The sequence below is a fragment of the Pseudomonas sp. 30_B genome, assembly GCF_017491605.1.
Classification (GTDB): Bacteria; Pseudomonadota; Gammaproteobacteria; order Pseudomonadales; family Pseudomonadaceae; genus Pseudomonas.
The window spans coordinates 138,034-157,258 of record NZ_JAFGYY010000009.1 but is presented as its reverse complement, the minus strand read 5'-3'; the positions used below and the strand labels follow the sequence as shown (position 1 = coordinate 157,258).

At 66.5% G+C, this 19,225-nt stretch carries 18 protein-coding genes; 8 read left to right on the top strand and 10 right to left on the bottom strand.

What is annotated here, in order from left to right; all coding sequences use genetic code 11:
* Positions 1-8: 8 nt before the first annotated feature.
* On the top strand, positions 9-2,369 hold the full coding sequence (locus J5M67_RS12380; RefSeq protein ID WP_207885611.1) for a DNA polymerase II: 2,361 nt from the start codon (positions 9-11) through the stop codon (positions 2,367-2,369).
* Between the two features lie 216 nt (positions 2,370-2,585).
* On the opposite strand, the gene J5M67_RS12375 is transcribed toward J5M67_RS12380, so the two are convergent.
* Positions 2,586-3,023: an Lrp/AsnC family transcriptional regulator gene (locus J5M67_RS12375; protein ID WP_207885610.1), complete on the bottom strand. Its 438-nt coding sequence runs from the start codon at positions 3,021-3,023 to the stop codon at positions 2,586-2,588.
* Positions 3,024-3,153: 130 nt separating this feature from the next.
* Between J5M67_RS12375 and J5M67_RS12370 the strand changes: the two genes are divergently transcribed.
* Both J5M67_RS12370 and J5M67_RS12365 read left to right on the top strand, forming a co-directional pair.
* Entirely contained in the window at positions 3,154-4,062 is a 909-nt protein-coding gene (locus J5M67_RS12370; RefSeq protein ID WP_207885609.1) for a DMT family transporter, read from the top strand.
* An 83-nt stretch (positions 4,063-4,145) separates the two neighbouring features.
* Positions 4,146-5,291 (top strand): DUF1615 domain-containing protein, encoded by a 1,146-nt coding sequence (locus tag J5M67_RS12365; protein WP_243434635.1) that lies wholly within the window; start codon positions 4,146-4,148, stop codon positions 5,289-5,291.
* A gap of 1 nt (position 5,292) precedes the next feature.
* Here J5M67_RS12365 and J5M67_RS12360 read toward each other — a convergent pair whose 3' ends face one another.
* Positions 5,293-5,616, bottom strand: coding sequence for a hypothetical protein (locus J5M67_RS12360; RefSeq protein WP_207885608.1), 324 nt, complete (start codon positions 5,614-5,616; stop codon positions 5,293-5,295).
* Between the two features lie 222 nt (positions 5,617-5,838).
* Here J5M67_RS12360 and J5M67_RS12355 point away from each other — a divergent pair, with 222 nt between their 5' ends.
* From J5M67_RS12355 to J5M67_RS12345, 3 genes are all read left to right on the top strand, one after another.
* Positions 5,839-6,333 (top strand): DUF1543 domain-containing protein, encoded by a 495-nt coding sequence (locus J5M67_RS12355; RefSeq protein ID WP_207885607.1) that lies wholly within the window; start codon positions 5,839-5,841, stop codon positions 6,331-6,333.
* A gap of 98 nt (positions 6,334-6,431) precedes the next feature.
* Positions 6,432-6,845: an arsenate reductase ArsC gene (locus J5M67_RS12350; RefSeq protein WP_207885606.1), complete on the top strand. Its 414-nt coding sequence runs from the start codon at positions 6,432-6,434 to the stop codon at positions 6,843-6,845.
* A gap of 278 nt (positions 6,846-7,123) precedes the next feature.
* The gene (locus tag J5M67_RS12345; RefSeq protein ID WP_207885605.1) at positions 7,124-8,119 is read left to right on the top strand and encodes an LLM class flavin-dependent oxidoreductase; all 996 of its coding nucleotides are present in this window, start codon (positions 7,124-7,126) and stop codon (positions 8,117-8,119) included.
* A gap of 222 nt (positions 8,120-8,341) precedes the next feature.
* On the opposite strand, the gene J5M67_RS12340 is transcribed toward J5M67_RS12345, so the two are convergent.
* The 7 genes from J5M67_RS12340 to J5M67_RS12310 all read right to left on the bottom strand — a co-directional run bounded on the left by J5M67_RS12340 (position 8,342) and on the right by J5M67_RS12310 (position 15,794).
* Positions 8,342-8,710 (bottom strand): YajD family HNH nuclease, encoded by a 369-nt coding sequence (locus J5M67_RS12340; protein WP_207885604.1) that lies wholly within the window; start codon positions 8,708-8,710, stop codon positions 8,342-8,344.
* Positions 8,711-8,767: 57 nt separating this feature from the next.
* Complete coding sequence (locus tag J5M67_RS12335; RefSeq protein WP_368735928.1) at positions 8,768-9,184, bottom strand: YbaN family protein; 417 nt, start codon at positions 9,182-9,184, stop codon at positions 8,768-8,770.
* A complete protein-coding gene (locus J5M67_RS12330; RefSeq protein ID WP_207885603.1) occupies positions 9,165-9,764 on the bottom strand; it encodes a biliverdin-producing heme oxygenase in 600 nt (199 codons plus the stop codon). The genes J5M67_RS12335 and J5M67_RS12330 overlap by 20 nt, the downstream gene beginning before the upstream one ends.
* A gap of 223 nt (positions 9,765-9,987) precedes the next feature.
* On the bottom strand, positions 9,988-12,588 hold the full coding sequence (locus J5M67_RS12325; protein ID WP_207885602.1) for a TonB-dependent receptor: 2,601 nt from the start codon (positions 12,586-12,588) through the stop codon (positions 9,988-9,990).
* A gap of 121 nt (positions 12,589-12,709) precedes the next feature.
* Positions 12,710-13,693, bottom strand: coding sequence for a FecR domain-containing protein (locus tag J5M67_RS12320; protein ID WP_279381567.1), 984 nt, complete (start codon positions 13,691-13,693; stop codon positions 12,710-12,712).
* Between the two features lie 32 nt (positions 13,694-13,725).
* Positions 13,726-14,247 (bottom strand): sigma-70 family RNA polymerase sigma factor, encoded by a 522-nt coding sequence (locus tag J5M67_RS12315; protein ID WP_207885600.1) that lies wholly within the window; start codon positions 14,245-14,247, stop codon positions 13,726-13,728.
* 182 nt (positions 14,248-14,429) lie between these two features.
* Positions 14,430-15,794, bottom strand: coding sequence for an MFS transporter (locus J5M67_RS12310; RefSeq protein ID WP_207885599.1), 1,365 nt, complete (start codon positions 15,792-15,794; stop codon positions 14,430-14,432).
* Between the two features lie 322 nt (positions 15,795-16,116).
* Here J5M67_RS12310 and J5M67_RS12305 point away from each other — a divergent pair, with 322 nt between their 5' ends.
* On the top strand, positions 16,117-16,995 hold the full coding sequence (locus J5M67_RS12305) for a LysR substrate-binding domain-containing protein (protein WP_207885598.1): 879 nt from the start codon (positions 16,117-16,119) through the stop codon (positions 16,993-16,995).
* Positions 16,996-17,071: 76 nt separating this feature from the next.
* On the opposite strand, the gene J5M67_RS12300 is transcribed toward J5M67_RS12305, so the two are convergent.
* Positions 17,072-17,932, bottom strand: coding sequence for a LysR substrate-binding domain-containing protein (locus tag J5M67_RS12300; protein WP_207885597.1), 861 nt, complete (start codon positions 17,930-17,932; stop codon positions 17,072-17,074).
* A 148-nt stretch (positions 17,933-18,080) separates the two neighbouring features.
* Between J5M67_RS12300 and J5M67_RS12295 the strand changes: the two genes are divergently transcribed.
* Positions 18,081-19,196, top strand: coding sequence for a 2-aminoethylphosphonate--pyruvate transaminase (locus J5M67_RS12295; protein ID WP_207885596.1), 1,116 nt, complete (start codon positions 18,081-18,083; stop codon positions 19,194-19,196).
* Positions 19,197-19,225: the final 29 nt, after the last annotated feature.

Below are 19,225 nucleotides of genomic sequence, written 5' to 3'. Positions count from 1 at the left end.
GTTAGAGCGTGGAGGCAAGGCAGGGTTTCGTCCTGACCCGACATTGGCGGGATACGCCCGAAGGCACCGAGGTGAGCTTCTGGCTAGCCACCGACGAGGGCCCCCGGCACGTGCTGCTGCCACCGCAGACCTCGGTGGCCTTCGTGCCGGCCGAACAGCGTGCCCGCGCGGAGAAGCTGCTGGCCGGCGAGCGCGGCGCCGAGCTGCGTCCGCTGGGCCTGCGCGACTTCCAGCAGCGTCCGGTGCTGGGCCTCTATTGCCAGCAGCATCGCCAGCTGATGAACCTGGAGAAGAAGCTGCGCGAGGCCGGTGTCGAAGTGTTCGAGGCGGACATCCGCCCACCCGAGCGCTACCTGATGGAACGCTTCATCACCGCCCCCGTGACCTTCAGCGGCAAAACGGCGAATACCGGCAGCATCGTCGAAGCGCACTTGCGCCCGACGCCGGACTACCGGCCGAAACTGAAACTGGTCTCGCTGGACATCGAAACCAATATCCGTGGCGATCTCTATTCCATCGCCCTGGAAGGCTGCGGCCAGCGCCAGGTCTACATGCTCGGCCCTGCCAATGGCGTCGATGGCGACCGCGATTTCGAGCTGGAGTATTGCGACAGCCGCGCGGAAATACTGGAGCGCCTGAACCAGTGGCTGGCCGAGCACGACCCGGACGCCATCATTGGCTGGAACCTGGTGCAGTTCGACCTGCGCGTACTACAGGAACACGCCAAGCGCCTGGAGATCCCGCTGCGCCTGGGCCGTGGCGGCGACGAGATGGGCTGGCGGCAGCACGCCTCGAGCAATCACTACTTCGCCGCAGCGGCCGGTCGGCTGATCATCGACGGCATTGAGGCGCTGCGCTCGGCGTTCTGGAGCTTCCCCTCGTTCAGCCTGGAGAGCGTCTCGCAGCAGTTGCTGGGCGAGGGCAAGTCCATCGACAACCCCTACGACCGCATGGCCGAGATCGACCGCCGCTTCGCCGAGGACAAGCCGGCGCTGGCGAAATACAACCTCAAGGACTGCGAGCTGGTCACGCGCATCTTCGAGAAGACCCGCATCCTCGACTTCCTGCTCGAACGCGCCAGCGTCACCGGCCTGCCGGCGGACCGCAGCGGCGGCTCGGTGGCGGCCTTCACCCATCTGTACCTGCCGCCGATGCACCGCCTGGGCTACGTCGCGCCGAACCTCGGCGGCAAGGCGCCGGAAGCCAGCCCCGGCGGTTTCGTCATGGACTCGCGGCCGGGGCTCTACGAATCGGTGCTGGTGCTGGACTACAAGAGCCTGTATCCGTCGATCATCCGCACCTTCCTGATCGACCCGGTGGGGCTGGTGGAAGGCTTGAGCGACCCGTCGGACGAGGCCTCGATCCCCGGCTTCCGGGGCGGTCGTTTCTCCCGCACCCAGCACTGCCTGCCGGCCATCGTCGAACGCGTCTGGCAGGGCCGCGACGCCGCCAAGCGCGACGGCAATGCGCCGCTGTCCCAGGCGCTGAAAATCATCATGAACGCCTTCTACGGCGTGCTCGGCTCCAGCGGCTGCCGCTTCTTCGACCCGCGCCTGGCGTCGTCCATTACCATGCGTGGCCACGAGATCATGCGCCGTACCCGCGAGCTGATCGAAGGGCAGGGGCATCGGGTGATCTACGGCGACACCGACTCCACCTTCGTCTGGCTCGGCCGCGCCCATGGCGAGGAAGAGGCCGCCGAGATCGGCCGCGCGCTGGTGCGCCACGTCAACCAATGGTGGGGCGAGCACCTGCGCACGGAGTACGGCCTGGAGAGCGCGCTGGAAATCCAGTTCGAGCGGCATTTCCGGCGCTTCCTCATGCCGACCATCCGTGGAGCGGAAGAGGGCAGCAAGAAACGCTACGCCGGCCTGGTACGGCGCGCCGACGGCAGCGACGAGATGGTCTTCAAGGGCCTGGAAACCGTGCGCACCGACTGGTCGCCGTTGGCCCAGCAGTTCCAGCAGGAGCTTTACCTGCGCATCTTCCAGCGCCAGCCGTACCGTGATTTCGTCCGCGACTACGTGAACCGCACGCTGGCGGGCGAGCAGGATGAACTGCTGATCTTCCGCAAGCGCCTGCGCCGGCAACTGGGTGACTACGAGCGCAACGTCCCGCCCCATGTGCGCGCGGCGCGCATCGCCGATGAGTACAACGAACGCCTGGGGCGACCCCGGCAGTACCAGCGTGGCGGCTGGATCAGCTACGTGATCACGGTCAACGGCCCGGAGCCGCTGGAGACGCGGCACTCGCCCATCGACTATGACCACTACGTCAGCCGGCAGCTACAGCCGATTGCCGATGCCATCCTGCCGTTCGTGGAGGATGATTTCGCGGCGCTGATCGATCGGCAGATGGGGTTGTTCTGAGTGTGGGGGAGAGTGTGTTTGCCGGTAGCATAAGAGCCCCTCACCCTAACCCTCTCCCGGAGGGAGAGGGGACTGGCCTGGCGTGACGACGAGCTCGGTGCCAGCCGGTCGGCGCTGAACGGCTCCCTCTCCCTCTGGGAGAGGGCTGGGGTGAGGGAACGCCCAGCGACATAAATTATCGTGGGTATGGTTCGCGATGCACGTCCTGGAGAAGCCTCACGCCATCGGCGGCAACCGCCGCTTCACCGGGGTCTTCTTCACGATGGCCGTATTGGTCTCGGCAAAGCCGTTCAGGTGATCGAGCAACTCATCCAGCTGCTCCATCGACCGCACGCACATCCGCGCATAGAAGCAATCCTCGCCGGTGACCTTGTCGCACTCGGTGAATTCGGGGATCGCCATGATCTGCTTCTCCACCTCCTGCAAGCGCCCTGGCAGCGGGCGCACGCGGACGATGGCCTGCAACTGGTAGCCGAAGGCGCGCGGGTCGACGTTCACCGTGTAGCCGGTGATCACCTGGCGCTCTTCCAGCTTGCGCAGGCGTTCGGCGACGCTGGGGGCGCTCAGCCCGCTGACCTGGGCCAGCGCCTTGAGGGAGAGGCGGGAGTCATCCATCAGCGCGGCGATCAGCAACTGGTCGATTTCGTCGGTCATATCGGTCTCGATAGGTAAATGGCGAAAGTTGCCTTGATAGTAAAGGTAAGCCAATGGTTTTGCCTGTGCTAAGCGATGGAGTGCGTCGATTCACCTGTTCATACTGGTCGCCAACGAAAGGAGGTGAACCATGAACGACGGGATCAAACGCGGCACCCTGGAAATGGTCAGCGCCATGCTGATCTGTGGGACCATCGGCTGGCTGGTGCTGCTGTCCGGGCAACCGGTCCTGGATGTGGTGTTCTGGCGCTGCGTGTTCGGCGCCGCAACCCTGCTGCTGATCTGCGGCCTGATGGGCTTTCTGCGCCCCGGCATTCTCACCCGCGCCACCTTCGGCCTGGCGCTGCTCAGCGGCGTGGCCATCGTCGGCAACTGGGTGCTGTTGTTCGGCTCCTATTCGCGGGCGTCCATTGCCATCGGCACGGCGGTGTACAACGTGCAGCCGTTCCTGCTGGTGCTGCTCGGCGCGCTGTTCCTTGGCGAGCGCCTGAGTGCGCAGAAGATGGCCTGGCTCGGGGTGTCTTTCCTCGGCATGTTGGCCATCGTCAGCGCGCATTCTGATGTAGGGCGGGGCGACACGGGGCAGGTGGGCAGCGACTACCTCGGCGGCATTGCCCTGGCCCTGGGTGCCGCGGCGCTGTATGCGGTGGCGGCCTTGATCATCAAGCGCCTGAGCGGCGTGCCGCCACACCTGATCGCGCTGATTCAGGCGGTGACCGGCGTGCTGTTGCTGGCGCCCTGGGCCAACCTGTCGCCCCTGCCGCAGGCGACCACTGCCTGGGCAAGCCTGGCGACCCTGGGCATCGTGCACACCGGCATCATGTACGTGCTGCTCTACGGCGCCATCCAGAAGCTGCCGACGACGCTGACCGGCGCGCTGTCGTTCATCTATCCCATTGCGGCGATCTTCGTCGACTGGTTCGCCTTCGATCACCGTTTGACGCCGCTGCAATGGCTCGGCGTGATCGCCATCCTGCTTGCTGCGGCCGGCATGCAGCGTGGCTGGAGCTTCAATCTGCGGCGGCTGGCCTGGCGCTGAAATCCCTGCTTGGCTGACAATGCCAGGGAACCTGTGCCGTCCAGCACAGGTCCTGAAGGCGGTCTCCAAGCAAGGAACGGATTATGAATGCGGCTGCCCCGACGGCAGATTTCCCCGGCCTGGACAGGCCTCTCCCTCGAATCGCTAATCTCCGACTGCTGGGCCTCGCGGCGCTGCTCGCGCTGGCCGGCTGCGGCACGCGGCCGAGCGCGCCGGAAGCGACCCCGGAGGACGTGCGCGCCAAGGTGGTGAAGCTGATGCCGGCCAGCGTCGCCGACCGCCCCGGCTGGGCGCGGGACATCCAGGTTGCCTTCAGCGCCCAGCGCATTGCGCCGAGCACCGAGAACCTCTGCTCGGTGCTCGCGGTGACCGAGCAGGAGTCCAACTACACGGCCGACCCTGCCGTGCCCGGCCTGGGCAAGATCGCCCGCGGCGAGATCGACCGGCGCGCCGGCAAGCTGCACGTGCCGGGCCTGCTGATCGACGCCGCGTTGAGCCTGAAGTCGCCGAACGGGCGCAGCTACAGCCAGCGCCTGGCGGCAGTGCGGACGGAGAGGGAGCTGAGCGCGATCTTCGATGATTTCATCGGCAGCGTACCGCTGGGGCAGCAGCTGTTCGGCCGCTTCAACCCGGTGCACACAGGCGGGCCGATGCAGGTCAGCATCGCCTTCGCCCAGGCTCACGCCGAGAATTACCCGTACCCGGTGGACGGCACCATTCGCCGAGAAGTGTTCAGCCGGCGCGGCGGCATGTACTTCGGCATCGCCCACCTGCTGGGCTACCCGGCGGACTACAAGCAGCCGCTGTACCGTTTCGCCGACTTCAATGCTGGTTGGTACGCCAGCCGCAACGCGGCATTCCAGCGCGCGGTGAGCGAGGCCAGCGGCATTACCCTGGCGCTGGACGGTGACCTGATACTGCCGGGCAGCTATGACGCCGGCAGCACGGAAAAGGCCGTGCGCACCCTGGCGCCGCGCCTGGGGATGAGCGAGCGGGACATCCGCCGCGATCTGGAGAAGGGCGACACGCCGGAGTTCGCCAAGTCAGCGCTGTATGCCAAGGTCTTCGCTCTCGGCGAGCGCGCCGCCGGCAAGCCGTTGCCGCGGGCGATCCTGCCGGGCATCACGCTGCACAGCCCGAAGATCACCCGCCAACTGACCACCGCCTGGTTCGCCCAGCGCGTGGACGAGCGCTACCAGCGGTGCCTGGCGAGGGCGCCGAAGCGCTGAATCAATCGCCTTCGGCGGCTTCGCAGACTCCATTGGCGCCTTTGGGGCCGGTATAGGAGACCGTGGCGGTGCCGTCGTCATTGAGGCTGATGGAGACGGTCACGCCTTCGCCCTTGGCCTCGATGTACTTGTCGTTGCTCTGCTTGATCTTGGCTTCCTTGCCGTTGATGTAGACCGGCCCGCCCTCGTCGGTGTGGACCTGGATGTCGTTCGGGCAGTCGTAGTTGAGCATGGGGATGGCGGCGTTGGAGGCAGCGGCAGCGGGCTGCATCAGGCCGAGCGAGGCGGGGATCAGCAGCGCAGCGGCGATCTGTAGCGATTTCATGGCGTCTCCCAGGCGAATGTGGTCACGGCGCCAGGCCGTGCGGACATTCTCAGCTTAGTGCAGCCTCGGCTCGACGCTACAACGGTAAGGGGGGCAGCCGTGGCGCCGGGAATTCAAAATATACAAATCTATATAGCGATTGAGGCATTTTTTCCATAGGATGCCCCCTTCATCAGGAAGCGGTCGTTGTAGAGCGGTCGCAGCTTCAAAGGAGCGAGTGCGATGCTGTTGGTGGTCATGCTGGGCGGGCGTCATCCGCGCGCGAAGATCGAAGTGCACGACGTGGTGTTCGCCGTGGCGGACAGCCTCGAAGCCAGCTACCCGCAATTGCGCGACGCCTGGTTCGGCAGTCCGCGGGGCCTGCACATCGATTCCTGGCTGGAGGTCGGCGGCATCGACGGCTATCGCGTCGTCTTCAGTGACCAGCAGCCGGCGCCGGGCGAGCCGCGGCTGTTCTTCATCAACCTGGGCGGCTACGAGCCCGGCCAGTTCGGCGAGGCCCACCATTACCTGCTGGTGGTCGCCCGCGATGCGGCGCAGGCCAAGGCGCTGGGCAAGCACCGCCTGCCGCGCGGCTGGGACAAGCCGCATACCGATGCGCTGCTGGATGTGGACGATTGCCTGCCCATCGACCAGGCGGGCGGCCGCTACGTCCACCTGCTGGCCGGCGAGCATCGCGGAATCGTCCAGCGCAGCGACTACATCGTACTGTGTTGATTCGTGCCGTCGCGGCGGCGCCTTCATCGTTTTGACACGGCTCTGTCATAAAGCCTGGCGTATAAGGGGCCGAACCCGAGTCCCGAGCTGAGGTAGTGATGACCGAGAAACGCCGAGTCCTTTTCGTCTGCATCGGCAACGATGCCCGCTCGCCGATGGCCGAAGCGCTTCTGCGACATTCCGCTGCCGAGCATTTCGAAGCCTTCAGCGCCGGCATCCATCCCCGCGCCATCGATCCGCGTGCTCGCGAGGTGCTGGAGCATGCCGGGATTTCCACCGAGGGACTGCGCAGCAAGTCCATCGACGAATTCAGCGGCCAGCACTTCGATTACCTGATCGACCTGTGCGACAAGTCCAGCCGCGAGGGTGAGGAGCTGCCCAGTTCCAGCGAGGTGATCGTGTGGAACTTCGCCGACCCGACCACCAGCGAGCAGCACGATCCGTTCCGCCACACGCTGCAGGAGCTGAGCGATCGCCTGAAGCTGTTCGAGATGGTGAAGAACCGCCCCTGAAGGCATTGCCGCAAAGCAAAAAGCCCGCTGATGCGGGCTTTCTGTTTGATGGGCGCTGGTCCTTCAGCTGGGGGCATTCTCCGGGCTGCGCATGACAACGGGGTGACGGTTGCGTGAAGCGATGATGGCATCCAGCTATTTCCTCTATCACTGACCTTCATGAGCACTATCGATCCCGACGAGTGGTCAGCAGGGGAAGTGGCCGATAGAGTCACGCTCAAAGTCATGTCCGCGACACCCATTTGCGCGGCGTCTGCGCGACCCGAATTGGAGTGCCTATGAAGTCCCTGTCCGATATCGCTTTCTCCATGCTCGACCTGGTGCCCGTGCGTGACCAGGGCACCGCCGCCGAGGCATTGCAGCATGCCGTCGAGGTTGCCCGGCATGTCGAGCGCCTGGGCTTTACCCGCTACTGGCTGGCGGAGCACCACAACATGGACGGCATCGCCAGCTCGGCCACCGCCGTGCTGATCGGCCACATCGCCGGCAAGACCGAGCGCATTCGCGTCGGCTCCGGCGGGGTGATGCTGCCCAACCATCCGCCGCTGGTGGTGGCGGAGAACTTCGGCACCCTGGAAACCCTCTATCCGGGCCGCATCGATCTCGGCCTGGGCCGCGCTCCGGGGGCCGACCAGGCCACCATGCGCGCGCTGCGCCGCGATCGCCTGGGTGACGGCGCCGACTTCCCCGAGCAGGTCGCCGAGCTGGAAATGCTGCTCGGCCCGCGTCGCTCCCAGCAGTCGCTGCTGGCGATTCCGGGGGAGGGCACCAACGTGCCGATCTGGCTGCTGGGCTCCAGCCTGTTCAGTGCACACCTGGCAGCACAGAAGGGCTTGCCCTACGCCTTCGCCTCACACTTCGCGCCACGCTACCTGCACGATGCGCTGCGCATCTACCGCGAGAACTTCCAGCCCTCGGCAGTGCTCGACAAACCCTACGCCATGATCGGCGTGCCGCTGATCGCAGCGCCCACCGACGAGGAAGCCGAGTACCTGGCGACCACCGCCTTCCAGCGCGTGCTGGCGCTGATTCGCGGCGACAGCCTGAAGCAGAAGCCGCCGGTGAAGAGCATGGCCGGCCTGTGGCTGCCCCACGAGCAGGACGCGGTGGGCAACTTCTTCGGCCTGGCGGTGATCGGCGGTCCGGAAAAGGTGCGCAGCCGCCTGGAAATCCTGCTGGAGCAGACCGGCGTGGACGAGATCATCTTCACCAGCGACATCTACGACCACGAACTGCGGTTGCGTTCGCTGGAGATCGTTGCGGGTCTTCGCTGAAGGCTTTGTAGGATGGCGTAGAGCGCAGCGAAACCCATCAGTTTCGCGTGCCGGGGCAGCATGGGTGTCGCTTCGCTCTACCCAGCCTACGTTCTGCGGTTGAGTTCACTGGAAATTGTGGCTGCGCTGAACTGCTTTTCGTAGGAGCGAGCCTGCTCGCGAATGACTCCGCAGCGGGGTTTGTTCGCGAGCAAGCTCGCTCCTACAGAAAATGCGTGGGATTCACGCCTGCCCGTCTTCCTTCTTCTTCAGCAGATCCGCCAGCCCGGCCAGCCCCTTGTGGGTGACCTTCGGGCCCTTGGCGCCGGCGTCGTTGCTGTTCTGGTAGTGCAGGTCCACCTGCCGCTGGTGCTCGTTGTCGTGGCAGTAGAGGCACAGCAGCTCCCAGTTGGAGCCGTCCTCGGGGTTGTTGTCGTGGTTGTGGTCGCGGTGGTGGACGGTCAGTTCGCGCAGGCGTACGCCGCTGAACTCGCGGCCGCAGCGGCCGCAGATCCAGGGATACATCTTCAGGGCCTTTTCGCGGTAGCTGCTTTCGCGGCGGCGTTGCGCTTCGGCGAGGACGGCGTCGACTTTGCTGGTGGGTTGGCTCATGGCTCTGGCTGGCACTGTGGATCGGACTTCCAGCATAGGCCCGCGCCCGCGCGCTGACTACGGTCCGGGCATGTCCGGGCGCGACCAGATCCACAGATTGCCAACCGCCATGCCGAGAATCACCGCATACAGCCACAGGCCGTGGGGCAGGGTGACCAGCATGATCGCCAGGGCCGCGAGCATGGCGACGCTGGCGCTGATCTTGGCGCGGCGGGCGACGGCGCGGCCATTGCGCCAGTTGTGCAGGATCGGGCCGAACAGCCGGTGGTTCTCCAGCCAGGCGGCGAGGCGCGGCGAGCTTTTCGCGGCGGCCCAGGCGGCGAGCAGGACGAACTCGGTGGTCGGCAGCCCCGGCAGCACCAGCCCGACCATGCCCACGCCCAGGCTCGTGTAGGCGAGCAGCGCGAAAGCGATGCGCGCCAGACGCGAACGGGCAGGGCCGCGCGGGGCGGTGTCAGACGGTCGCGGGAGCACGGTCGTAGCTGTGTTGCAGCAGGTGGGCGAAGCGTTCGAAGGCGGCGATGGCGCCGGCCTCGGCTTCACGTTCTTCGGCGTCGCTGAGTTCCAGGGCGTCGAGGGTGCGGGTGAAGCGCTTCCAACCTTCGGCGCGACCGCCTTCCGGCTCGCCCAGGTGGCGGGCGCCGCTGTTCTCGTCCAGGCCCAGGGCGGCCATGCGCTTGATCAGGAAGGCAGCGCCGAGCTTGGAGCCTTCGGAAACGAACAGCCAACCCAGGGCATGGGCCCGGCTGGGCTTGGTGAGCGCGCCGGCTACCGGGGCGGGTACTTCGGTGTCCAGGTCGGCCAGGTCCAGGCGGGCCTGTTCGGCGCGGCAGCGCTGCGGCAGGTCGGGGAAGATCGTGCCCAGCTCGGCGTCCTGGTAGAGCGCCTGCAGCTCGGACTGGAACAGGTACTGGGCGACCACGAAGCGGGCGAAATTCTCGCGGCTGGAGAAGGGATCGCGGGCCTTCACGGCATGGTCGAGGCGCCCGTGCGGGGCATGGGTCAGCGCGTTCAGGCGCTGCGAGCGCAGGGCGGGGAGTTCCACGGTGGTCATGTCCAATTCCTTGAAATTTCTGGGCTTTATTGACGAGACGAATCAGCTTGGGGATCGCGTAAAGGTTGTCGTTACCGGATGCTTCTGGAGTCGGGCGGGTTCGCGAGCAAGGACTGGGCGTCCCCCTCGCTCCTACAGGTTGGCGTCACGCTCTTCGTAGGAGCGAGCTTGCTCGCGAACATCGCAGACAGCGGGGTAAACCCCGCGTCCGTGAATCAGCCCATCAGATATCCCACACCAGGTTGACCGCGAAGTTGCGCCCCGGCTGGGTCAGCCGGTCGAGGTTGGCCGGAGCCAGCACCGAGGCTTCGCCGACGCTGTCGTAGCCGCGTACGTCGTCCCACAGCCAGTACTTCTTGTTGGTGAGGTTGTAGAGGCCGGCGTTGACGGTCAGGTCGTCGGTCAGCTTGTAGTAGCCGGTCAGATCGAGGATGCCGAAGCCCGGTGTCTTGAACTGGCTGCTGGTGCCGTCGGGGGCCTTGAAGTTGTTGTCGTCGACGCGGTCCTTGCGCTTGACCAGGGTCCAGTCGAGCAGGGCGCCGTAGCGGCCGGCCTGTTCGTCGTACCCCAGGCCGAACACGCCGGTGAGCGGGTTGACGCTGTTGATCGGCTCGCCGGTGTCCTGGTTGCGGCCGTAGGCATAGGCCACCGCGCCCTTGGTGTAGAGACCCTGGGGCGCGCCGAAGGCACCCAGTTCCAGGCGACCCTTGAGCTCGACGCCCTTGATGATGGCTTTCTCGATGTTGTTGCTCTGGAAGGTCGGCTCGCTGTAGCCGGGGGTGATGGCGTCCTCGTTAATGAAGTCGCGGTACTTGTTGTAGAACACCGCGACGTCGAAGGAGCCTGCCTCGAAGTTGCCGCGCAGGCCGGTCTCGTAGCTCTGGCTGCGTTCCGGGTCGAGGTCGGGGTTGGGCTCGACGCGGTAGCCGGTGCCGGGGTTGTCGAAGCGGCCATACAGCGCCTTCGCGGTCGGGGTGCGGAAGCCCTGGGCGTACTGGCCGTACCACAGGTAGTTGTCGTTGAAGGCGTAGGTCACGCCGAGCTTGGGTGAGAGCTGGTGCCAGGTCTTGTCCTCGCTGCTGACTTCACCTTCGCCGCTCTGGTCCACGGTGTTGAGGAACTCCTCGGTGATGTGCGGCTTCAGGCGCGTGTAGTCGTAGCGCAGGCCGGGCAGGAAAGTCCAGGCGTTCCAGCGGATCTCGTCCTGGGCGAACAGGCCGTAGGTATCGATAGTCGGGTCGGGGAAGTCGCTGCTGCGCGCCAGGCTGTCGCTGGCGATGGAGCTGGGCGCGCCGACGGCGCTACAGCCGCGGCCGACCGCCAGGCAGGTGGCATCGCCTTCGCGGTAGCCGGTGACCTTCTGCCGCTTCAGGGTGGTGCCGTAGGTCAGCAGGTGGTCGGTCTCGCCGACGAGGAAGGCCTTGTCCAGCTGCAGGTCGAACACCCACTGGCGATCCTTGTACAGCGTGTCGCGGGTGCGCAGCACCTGGCGGGTGATGGGGTAGTAGAACTCCTCGGTGCTCTGGTCGGTCTTGGCGGTCTGGTAGTTGAAGGTCCAGCGGGCGTGGTCGGCCACCGCGCTGTCCAGCAGCAACTGGTGCTCCAGGCCGAAGCGTTCGCGGGTGATGGTGTCGTTGCCGGTGCGCCACTGGTACATGCCACCGGGCAGCACGCTGTCCGGAATGGTCGGCTTGCCGCCGTAGTAGGGGCCGCCGTAGGCGCTCTTCTGGTCGGTGTCGCGGTCGTCCTTGTACTTCTCGTAGACCAGGCCGAAGCGCTCGCCCTCGGCATACTTCCAGCCCAGCTTGGCCAGCACGTTGGTGGTGCGTACGTCCTGCGGGTTGGCCTCGGTACGCGACAGGCCGGTGCCGCCGGTGCTGCCGTAGGACTCGGTCTCGTGGCCGTTGCGCTGGCTCAGGTGCAGCAGGCCGTCGAAGGCGTCGGTGCGGCCGGCCACGGTGCCGGAAGTCAGCCAGCTGTCGTCGGCGGAGCTGTAGCCGGTCTTCAGGCGTGCGCCGGCGTCCTGGCCGTCCTTGATGATGTCGTCGGCATCCAGGGTGAAGTAGCTCACCGCGCCGCCGATGGCGTTGCTGCCGTAGAGCGCCGAGGCCGGGCCGCGCAGCACCTCCACGCGCTTGACGATTTCCGGGTCGACGTAGTTGCGCTCGGTCTGCGCGTAGGGGCCGTTGAAGAAGCTGTTGGGAACCTCGACGCCGTCGATCTGCGTCAGCACGCGGTCGCCGTCGATGCCACGGATGTTGTAGCCGGTGATGCCGGCGCGGCTGCCGGTGCCGCCGACGGAAACGCCCGGCATGTCGCGTACCAGCTCCTTGATGGTGTTGACGTTCTTGCGGTCCAGCTCGCTGCGGTCGACCACGTTCACCGTGCTCGGCACCAGGGTCACGCTCTGTGCCTGGCGGGTGGCGGTGATGGTGAGCGGCTGCATTTCCGCCACGCTCGACAGGTTGCGTTCCAGCACCACGTTGCGCGGTCCGAGGGGGCGGGCGCCCAGGCCTGTACCGGCGAGCAACCCCTTCAGGGCCTGGTCGGCTGGCAGGCGGCCATTGACGCCGGGCGACTCGATGCCCTCGGCCAGCTCGCCGGCGACGCCCACCTGCCAGCCGGTTACCGCGCTGAAGGCGTTCAGCGCCTGGGCCAGCGGTTGGCGGGGGATGTCGAAGCGGTAGCCGGCCTGGGCCTGGCTGCCTGCCGTGTCCGCCGCGAGGGCGGAGGTCGCCGGCAGGCTGGCCAGTCCGATGGACAGGGCCAGCAGGGAGATGCGGGCGGGGTGGCGCAGAGGGGCACGCGAAGAAGCGATGGGCATCGAAGGGCTCTCTTAGTCAGTCGTCGTTCGCATTCGTAAATGCGAATCTATTGCATTGGCTTCTGACTAAACGAACGAGCCGGCGCGACCGCGTAAAAATACTTTCCGTTCAGGAGGGCGATCAGTCGAGGATCAGCAGTTTCGGGTATTCGTGCAGCTGCGCGGAGGTGATCCGGGCCAGCGAGCGCGCCACGCCCAGCGGGTCATCCAGGCGCCAGTTGCCGGTGACGCTGACGTTCGCCAGGCGCTCGTTGGTATTCACGATCCAGCCGGGGTAATAGCGCCGTAACTCGGTCAGCACCTGGCTGAGCGGGCAGTTCTCGAACACCATGCGGCCCTTCACCCAGGCCAGTTGCGCCTGCCAGTCAGCGCTGTGCTGGCGCTCGCCAAAACCCTGCGGACCGACGCGGATGCTGTCGCCGGCGCCGAGGCTGACGCGGGCGTCGTCCAGCGGCGTGCGCAGGTCCACTTCGCCGCGCTGCACGCTGACTTCCGCCTCGTCGCCCAGGTAGCGCACCGCGAAGGCCGTGCCGCGCACCGTCACCTGCACCGGCCCGGCTTCCACCTCGAAGGGGCGGTCGCGGTCATGGGCGACGTCGAAGTACGCCTCGCCGCGGTACAGGCGGGCGATGCGTTGTTGCTCGTCGACGTGGCTGGAGAGGGCGGTATCGGTGTTGAGCAGGACCCGGGAGCCGTCCGCGAGGTCGAGGTTCTGCCGTTCGCCCACGGCGGTCAGATGATCGGCGCGCAAGCGCAGCAGCAGGTCGCTCTGCAGCGCGACACCGACCGCCAGAACCAGCACTGCCGCGGTCGCCAGCGGCTTCCAGCGGCGCCGTCGACGGGGCGCCGCCGCCAGTCGTTGCTCCAGGCGCGCCGCCGCGGTGCTCAGCAGCGGCGACTGCCAGGCATCGCGTACCCGCTGGTAGGCCCGTGCGTTACCGTCGCTGGCGGCGAGCCAGGCCACAAAGCGCTGGCGCGTCGTGGCGTCCATGTCGTCCTCGAGCATCAGCCAGTCGAGGGCATTGGCGATCTGCTGGTCGTCGGGCGGCGTGGCGTGGGGCACGGGGCGGTCCTTGGCGTGATCCTGGGATTGAGGGCCGCGCATTCTTGTCGAATCGGCAGGCGAAGGGTAGTCCGTCATATCGACTCCTCCAGGCGGCTGACCAGGCCGACGCAGATCGCCATGATCAGCTTCAGCTCCTTCTGTACCGTGCTGGGCGAGACGCCGAGCTGCTCGGCAATCTCCGCATAGCCGCAGCCATGCAGGCGGCTGAGGATGAAGATGCGCTGCTGACGCGCGCTGAGCTGGCCGAGGGTGGCGCCCAGGCGCTCCAGCAGTTTCTCCGCGTGGAGCTGGTCTTCGGCGCTGGAGCCCGGTGCCGGCACCGCTTGCAGCACCTCGGCGGGAACGTCGTCGAGCAGTGTCCGCGATTGCATGCGCAGGTGGCGCAGGTGGTCCAGCGCGAGGTTGCGACCGGTCTGGAAGAGGAAGGGTTCGAGGTGGTCGATGCGGCGTTCGTGCAGGGTGCGGGCGACGCGCAGGTAGGTTTCCTGTACCAGGTCTTCGGCGATGCTCGGGCTCTTCACCATCCGCACCAGCGTGCGCAACAGGGGCAGGCGCTGGGCCAGGAAGACCGCGTCGAGGTTGGAAGTGCTCACAGGGGCGTCCAGCAGGAATAATTTACAAATGATAATTATTATTATTCGTGAGGAGGGAGAGGCACAAGACCGTCCTGCGCGCCGGTGCGCTGCGGGCGGCTCTGGAAAAAAGGGCGAGGCACGCGCGGGGCGGCCTCGCCCGTCCCCTCAGCCGGCTTGTGAGGGGGAAGCAGGGGCGTTGCTCAGGAGCGCACGGGCCGCGCGGTCAGTTGCGGGTCGTGGCGGGTTTCGTTCTGGCGGGCGTTCTCCGGGCGGCTGTTCCAGTGCGGGATCAGCACCCCGGCGGCGATCAGCGCGGCGACGGTGAAGCCGATGAACACGGTGTAGGTGTCGAAGTAGCCCGGCAGCAGGCCGCCGAGGATCGCACCCACCGAGCCGCAACCGTTGACGAAGCCCGCCGCGGTGCCGGCCGCTTCGCCGGTGCCGAAGTCCACGGCGGCGGCGCCGCTGATCATCGAGTCCGGTCCGTACAGGGTCAGGCCCATCATGAACAGCAGGCCGAGCACCATCAGGCTGCTGCCGGTCTGCATCGACGGGACGAACAGCGCCAGGCAGACGGTGAGGCCGATCAGGCTGAGCACGCAGGCCGGCATGCGGCGGGCGCCGAACAGGCGGTCCGAGGCGTAGCCGATCAGGATCGGGCCGAGCAGCCCGGCGACCTCGAAGGCCGACGGCAGGATCGCCGCGCCGACCTTGCCCAGCGCCGGCATGCGTTCGTAGACGATCACCGGGCCCCACAGCAGGATGGCGTAACGCGCCGGCTTGAGCAGGAAGTAGGCCAGGCCCAGGGTCAGCACCGTGCGGTTGCGCAGCACCTTGCCGAGGATGCGCAGCGAGCTGCTGTTCTGCCCCTCCGGCTTGAAACCGGCGTAGCGAACCGCCTCGGGTTGCTGCACGTCCGGCTCCACCGGCGGCAGGCCGACGTCCTGGGGACGGTTGCGCTGCAGCAGCAGGAACAGCAGCGCCACGCCACCGACCACCACGGCGCTGGAATAGAAGGCGGCGTGCCAGGTGCCGAACACCTCATAGGCCCACCAGCCGGCGAACGGCGAGGCGACCAGCCCGCCGAAGGCGTAGCAAGTGCTCCACAGGCCGAGTACGCGGCCGCGTTCATGGGTGGCGAAGAAGCTGCCGACGTTCTTGCACAGCCCGGACCAGCCGGTGGACTGCGCCAGACCCTGCACCACCATGCAGGTGGCGAAGATCGGGAAAGTCGCGTAGCTGCCCATCACCAGGGCGGCTGCCGCGGAGATCAGCAGGCCGCCGAGCACCACCACCCGAGGGCCGAAGCGGTCGGCGAAGACGCCCCAGGTGAACTGGCCCACCGCATAGGCGGCGAGGTAGATGGCGTCGAGGTTGGCCATCGCGATCTTGTCGAGATGGAAGGAGGGGTCTTCGGCGATGCCGAGCTTGGCCACCGAAAAAGCCTTGCGGGTGAAGTAGAAGGCCGCGTAGGCCAGCCAGGTGATGGCGAAGATCTGCCAGCGCCAGCGTTTCATCGATGCGAGCGGCGAACGCGGCGAAGCGGTGCCTTGGGGGTTGAGCATGGTCTGACCTCGTTGTTGTTGTGCTGTGCCGGCAGTCAGTGGGGTAACGCCTGTCTTGTTCTTGTTTTGTAAGCACGTCGCACCGTCTTCGCGGTGCGGGTCAGAAGCGCTGAGGCTATCCGGGTACCGTCGCGGGTAGCGGCGGTGGAGGGATGGAAACAATTTCGAATAAATAACTGAAATCGATTTATCAGATTTCAAAAATAAGCTGGGCTTGTATGACCAGGGGCCATGACGGTAGTGTTCCGCACCGGTGACCCTTTGGTCGCATTGCGTTCGATGCTCTTGAAGGCGGTCAAATCCCCTTGCCAGAGGCTTGCCCATGTCCGTTTCCCACGCCCAGCTCAAGGCATTCCACGCCGTCGCCGTACACGGCAGCTTCACCCGCGCGGCCGAGCGCCTATTCCTGACCCAGCCGGCGGTTTCCGACCAGGTGCGCAAACTGGAAGAGCGCTACGGCGTGCTGCTGTTCCACCGCAACAAGCGCTCGGTGCGCCTGACCGAGCTGGGCGAGCGCCTGCTGGCGGTGACCCAGCGGCTGTTCGTCATCGAGGCCGAGGCACAGGAGCTGCTGCAGGAGTCCAGCGCCTTGCAGACCGGCAGCCTGACCCTGGCGGTGGACGCGCCGGTGCATGTGCTGCCGCAGATCGCGCGCTTCTGCCAGCGCCATCCGGGCATCCGGGTGAAGCTGGAAACCGGCAACACCGACGAATCCCTGCAGCGGCTGTTCGACTACCACGCCGATCTCGCCCTGCTGGGGCGGGAGGTGCAGGATGATCGCCTGCTGACTTTCACCCTGCGCAGCGACCCCATTGTCGCCTTCGTTGGCCTCGGCCATCCCTGGGCCGGGCGCGAGTCCATCGAGCTGGCTGACCTTGATGACATGCCGCTGGTGTTGCGCGAACAGGGCTCGGTCACCCGGCAGATGCTGGAGGAGGAGATGGCCCGCGCCGGCCTGCGCATTCGCCCGGCCATTGAGGTTGAGGGTCGCGAGGCGTCGCTGGAGGCGGTGGCGGTGGGGATCGGCGTGGGCGTGGTGTCCGCCGCCGAACTGGGCGCGGATGCCCGCGTGCATGCGCTGCCGATCCTCGATTGCCAGTGGCGGATGAGCGAGACCCTGGTGTGCCTGCGCGAGCAGAGCACGCGACGGATCGTGGCGACCTTTCTCGATCTGGTGAAGGAAGAGTTGCCGGCGGACTAGGGGGGAGTTGTAGGAGCGGGCCATGCCCGCGATCGCGCGCATGGCGCGCTCCTACAGTCGGCCCGGGCTTTGGTCATCACCCCTCCGCCAACTCCAGAAACGCACTCACTACCCGCAACCCCCGACGCCGTTCCAGGCAGCCGATGGCATGCCGGTTCAGCAGCCCGTCGCCGCCCAGCGGGATCGCCTTCACCCGTGGGTCCGGGCTGATCTCCAGCGACGACACGATGCCGATCCCCAGTTCCGCCGCCACCGCCTCGGTCACCGCCTCGCGGCTGTCCAGCTCCAGCAGCACCCGGGGTTCGACCATCTGGGCCGAGCAGGCCGCGTCGAAGGTACGACGGGTGATGGAGTCGGGTTCGCGCAGCACCATGATCTGCTGGTCCAGCTCGGCCAGCGGCAGCTCGCCGTCGTGCTCGCTCCAGGCATGGCTGGCCGGGACCAGGGCGCAGATGCGCGACTCCACCAGCTCGCGCAGGAACAATCCCTGGCGCGGCTCGATTTCGGTCAGCACGGCGATATCGACATGTTCGTCGAGCAGCGCGGCGAGGGTTTCCTGTGCATTGCCCAGGCGCAGGTTGACGGTGATGCCGGGGTAGCGCGCGCGCAACCGGGCGAGCATCGGCATCACCAGGTGCGGCCCATCGGCGGCCACTTCGATACGCCCGGTCACCAGCTCGCGGCTGGCGTCGAGCATGGCCTCGGCTTCCTCTTCCAGGGCGAACAGGGTGCGGCTGATGGCCGACAGGCGCATACCGTCTTCGGTCAGCTCCACGCCCCGTGCGGTGCGGCGGAACAGGTTGACCTGGTAGTGCTCCTCCAGGGCTTTGACGTGCCCGGTGACGGCAGGCTGGCTGATGAACAGGCGCTCGGCGGCGCGGGTGAAGCTGCGTTCGCGGGCGACCGCGTCGAAAGCTCTGAGCTGGAAGAGGTTCATGAGGTATATGTCCGGCTTATGCGGTGCATCGTGATAAACAATTTGAACGATATCAGGCCGCCCGGCAAGTTATGCCCAGGCCACGGCAATGACGCCGGGCCCAACCGAATTCCGCCCTGACGACGTTCCCACGAAAGAGGAATCGAGCATGAGCACTGCCGAGCGAGCCCCCATCCTGCTGACTCCCGGTCCGCTGACCACGTCCCCCCGCACCCGTCGCGCCATGATGGTCGACTGGGGCTCCTGGGACAGCGACTTCAACGCCCTGACCGCCGATGTCTGCAAGCGCCTGCTGGCGATCATCCACGGTGAGGCGACCCACACCTGCGTGCCCCTGCAGGGCAGCGGCACCTTCTCCGTGGAAGCCGCTGTCGGCACCCTGGTACCGCGCGACGGCAAGGTGCTGGTGCTGATCAACGGCGCCTATGGCAAGCGCCTGGCGAAGATCTGCCAGGTGATCGGCCGCGAGTTCAGCACCTTCGAAACCGAAGAGGACGTGCCGACCACCGCCGCCGACGTCGACCGCCTGCTTAGCGCGGACCCGGCCGTCACACACGTCGCGCTGATCCACTGCGAGACCAGCACCGGCATCCTCAACCCGCTGCAGGACATCGCCAAGGTCATCGAGGCCCATGGCAAGCGCCTGATCATCGATGCCATGAGCTCCTTCGGCGCCCTGGACATCGACGCCCGCAACGTGCCCTTCGACGCGCTGATCGCCGCCTCCGGCAAGTGCCTGGAAGGCGTGCCGGGCATGGGCTTCGTCTTCGCCCGTACCTCTGCGCTGAACGCCAGCGCTGGCAATTGCCATTCGCTGTCCATGGACCTGCAGGACCAGCAGGCCTACATGGCCAAGACCGGCCAGTGGCGCTTCACCCCGCCGACCCATGTGGTCGCCGCGCTGCACGAGGCGCTGAGCCAGTACGAGGAGGAGGGCGGTCTCGCGGCGCGTCATCAGCGTTACGCAAACAACTGCCAGACTCTGCTGGCGGAGATGGGCAAGCTCGGCTTCCGCAGCTTCCTCCCGGCGGAAATCCAGGCGCCGATCATCGTCACCTTCCACGCCCCGCGTGACCCGCGCTACAGCTTCACCGAGTTCTACGGCCGGGTGCGCGAGAAGGGCTACATCCTCTATCCGGGCAAGCTGACCCAGGTGGAAACCTTCCGCGTGGGCTGCATCGGCCAGGTCGATGGCAGCGGCATGCGTGCAGCGGTCGCGGCCATCGCCGAGACCCTGAAAGAGATGGAAGTCTTCGAAATCTGACCCCGGCCGATTGCCACAGGATTGAATCT

What these genes read in the sequence shown, in the direction of transcription:
- J5M67_RS12375 (WP_207885610.1), bottom strand. Translation starts at nt 3,023, where the DNA reads ATGACCGACGAAATCGACCAGTTGCTGATCGCCGCGCTGATGGATGAC.
- J5M67_RS12370 (WP_207885609.1), top strand. Translation starts at nt 3,154, where the DNA reads ATGAACGACGGGATCAAACGCGGCACCCTGGAAATGGTCAGCGCCATG.
- J5M67_RS12365 (WP_243434635.1), top strand. Translation starts at nt 4,146, where the DNA reads ATGAATGCGGCTGCCCCGACGGCAGATTTCCCCGGCCTGGACAGGCCT.
- J5M67_RS12360 (WP_207885608.1), bottom strand. Translation starts at nt 5,616, where the DNA reads ATGAAATCGCTACAGATCGCCGCTGCGCTGCTGATCCCCGCCTCGCTC.
- J5M67_RS12355 (WP_207885607.1), top strand. Translation starts at nt 5,839, where the DNA reads ATGCTGTTGGTGGTCATGCTGGGCGGGCGTCATCCGCGCGCGAAGATC.
- J5M67_RS12350 (WP_207885606.1), top strand. Translation starts at nt 6,432, where the DNA reads ATGACCGAGAAACGCCGAGTCCTTTTCGTCTGCATCGGCAACGATGCC.
- J5M67_RS12345 (WP_207885605.1), top strand. Translation starts at nt 7,124, where the DNA reads ATGAAGTCCCTGTCCGATATCGCTTTCTCCATGCTCGACCTGGTGCCC.
- J5M67_RS12340 (WP_207885604.1), bottom strand. Translation starts at nt 8,710, where the DNA reads ATGAGCCAACCCACCAGCAAAGTCGACGCCGTCCTCGCCGAAGCGCAA.
- J5M67_RS12330 (WP_207885603.1), bottom strand. Translation starts at nt 9,764, where the DNA reads ATGACCACCGTGGAACTCCCCGCCCTGCGCTCGCAGCGCCTGAACGCG.
- J5M67_RS12325 (WP_207885602.1), bottom strand. Translation starts at nt 12,588, where the DNA reads ATGCCCATCGCTTCTTCGCGTGCCCCTCTGCGCCACCCCGCCCGCATC.
- J5M67_RS12320 (WP_279381567.1), bottom strand. Translation starts at nt 13,693, where the DNA reads ATGCGCGGCCCTCAATCCCAGGATCACGCCAAGGACCGCCCCGTGCCC.
- J5M67_RS12310 (WP_207885599.1), bottom strand. Translation starts at nt 15,794, where the DNA reads ATGCTCAACCCCCAAGGCACCGCTTCGCCGCGTTCGCCGCTCGCATCG.
- J5M67_RS12305 (WP_207885598.1), top strand. Translation starts at nt 16,117, where the DNA reads ATGTCCGTTTCCCACGCCCAGCTCAAGGCATTCCACGCCGTCGCCGTA.
- J5M67_RS12300 (WP_207885597.1), bottom strand. Translation starts at nt 17,932, where the DNA reads ATGAACCTCTTCCAGCTCAGAGCTTTCGACGCGGTCGCCCGCGAACGC.
- J5M67_RS12295 (WP_207885596.1), top strand. Translation starts at nt 18,081, where the DNA reads ATGAGCACTGCCGAGCGAGCCCCCATCCTGCTGACTCCCGGTCCGCTG.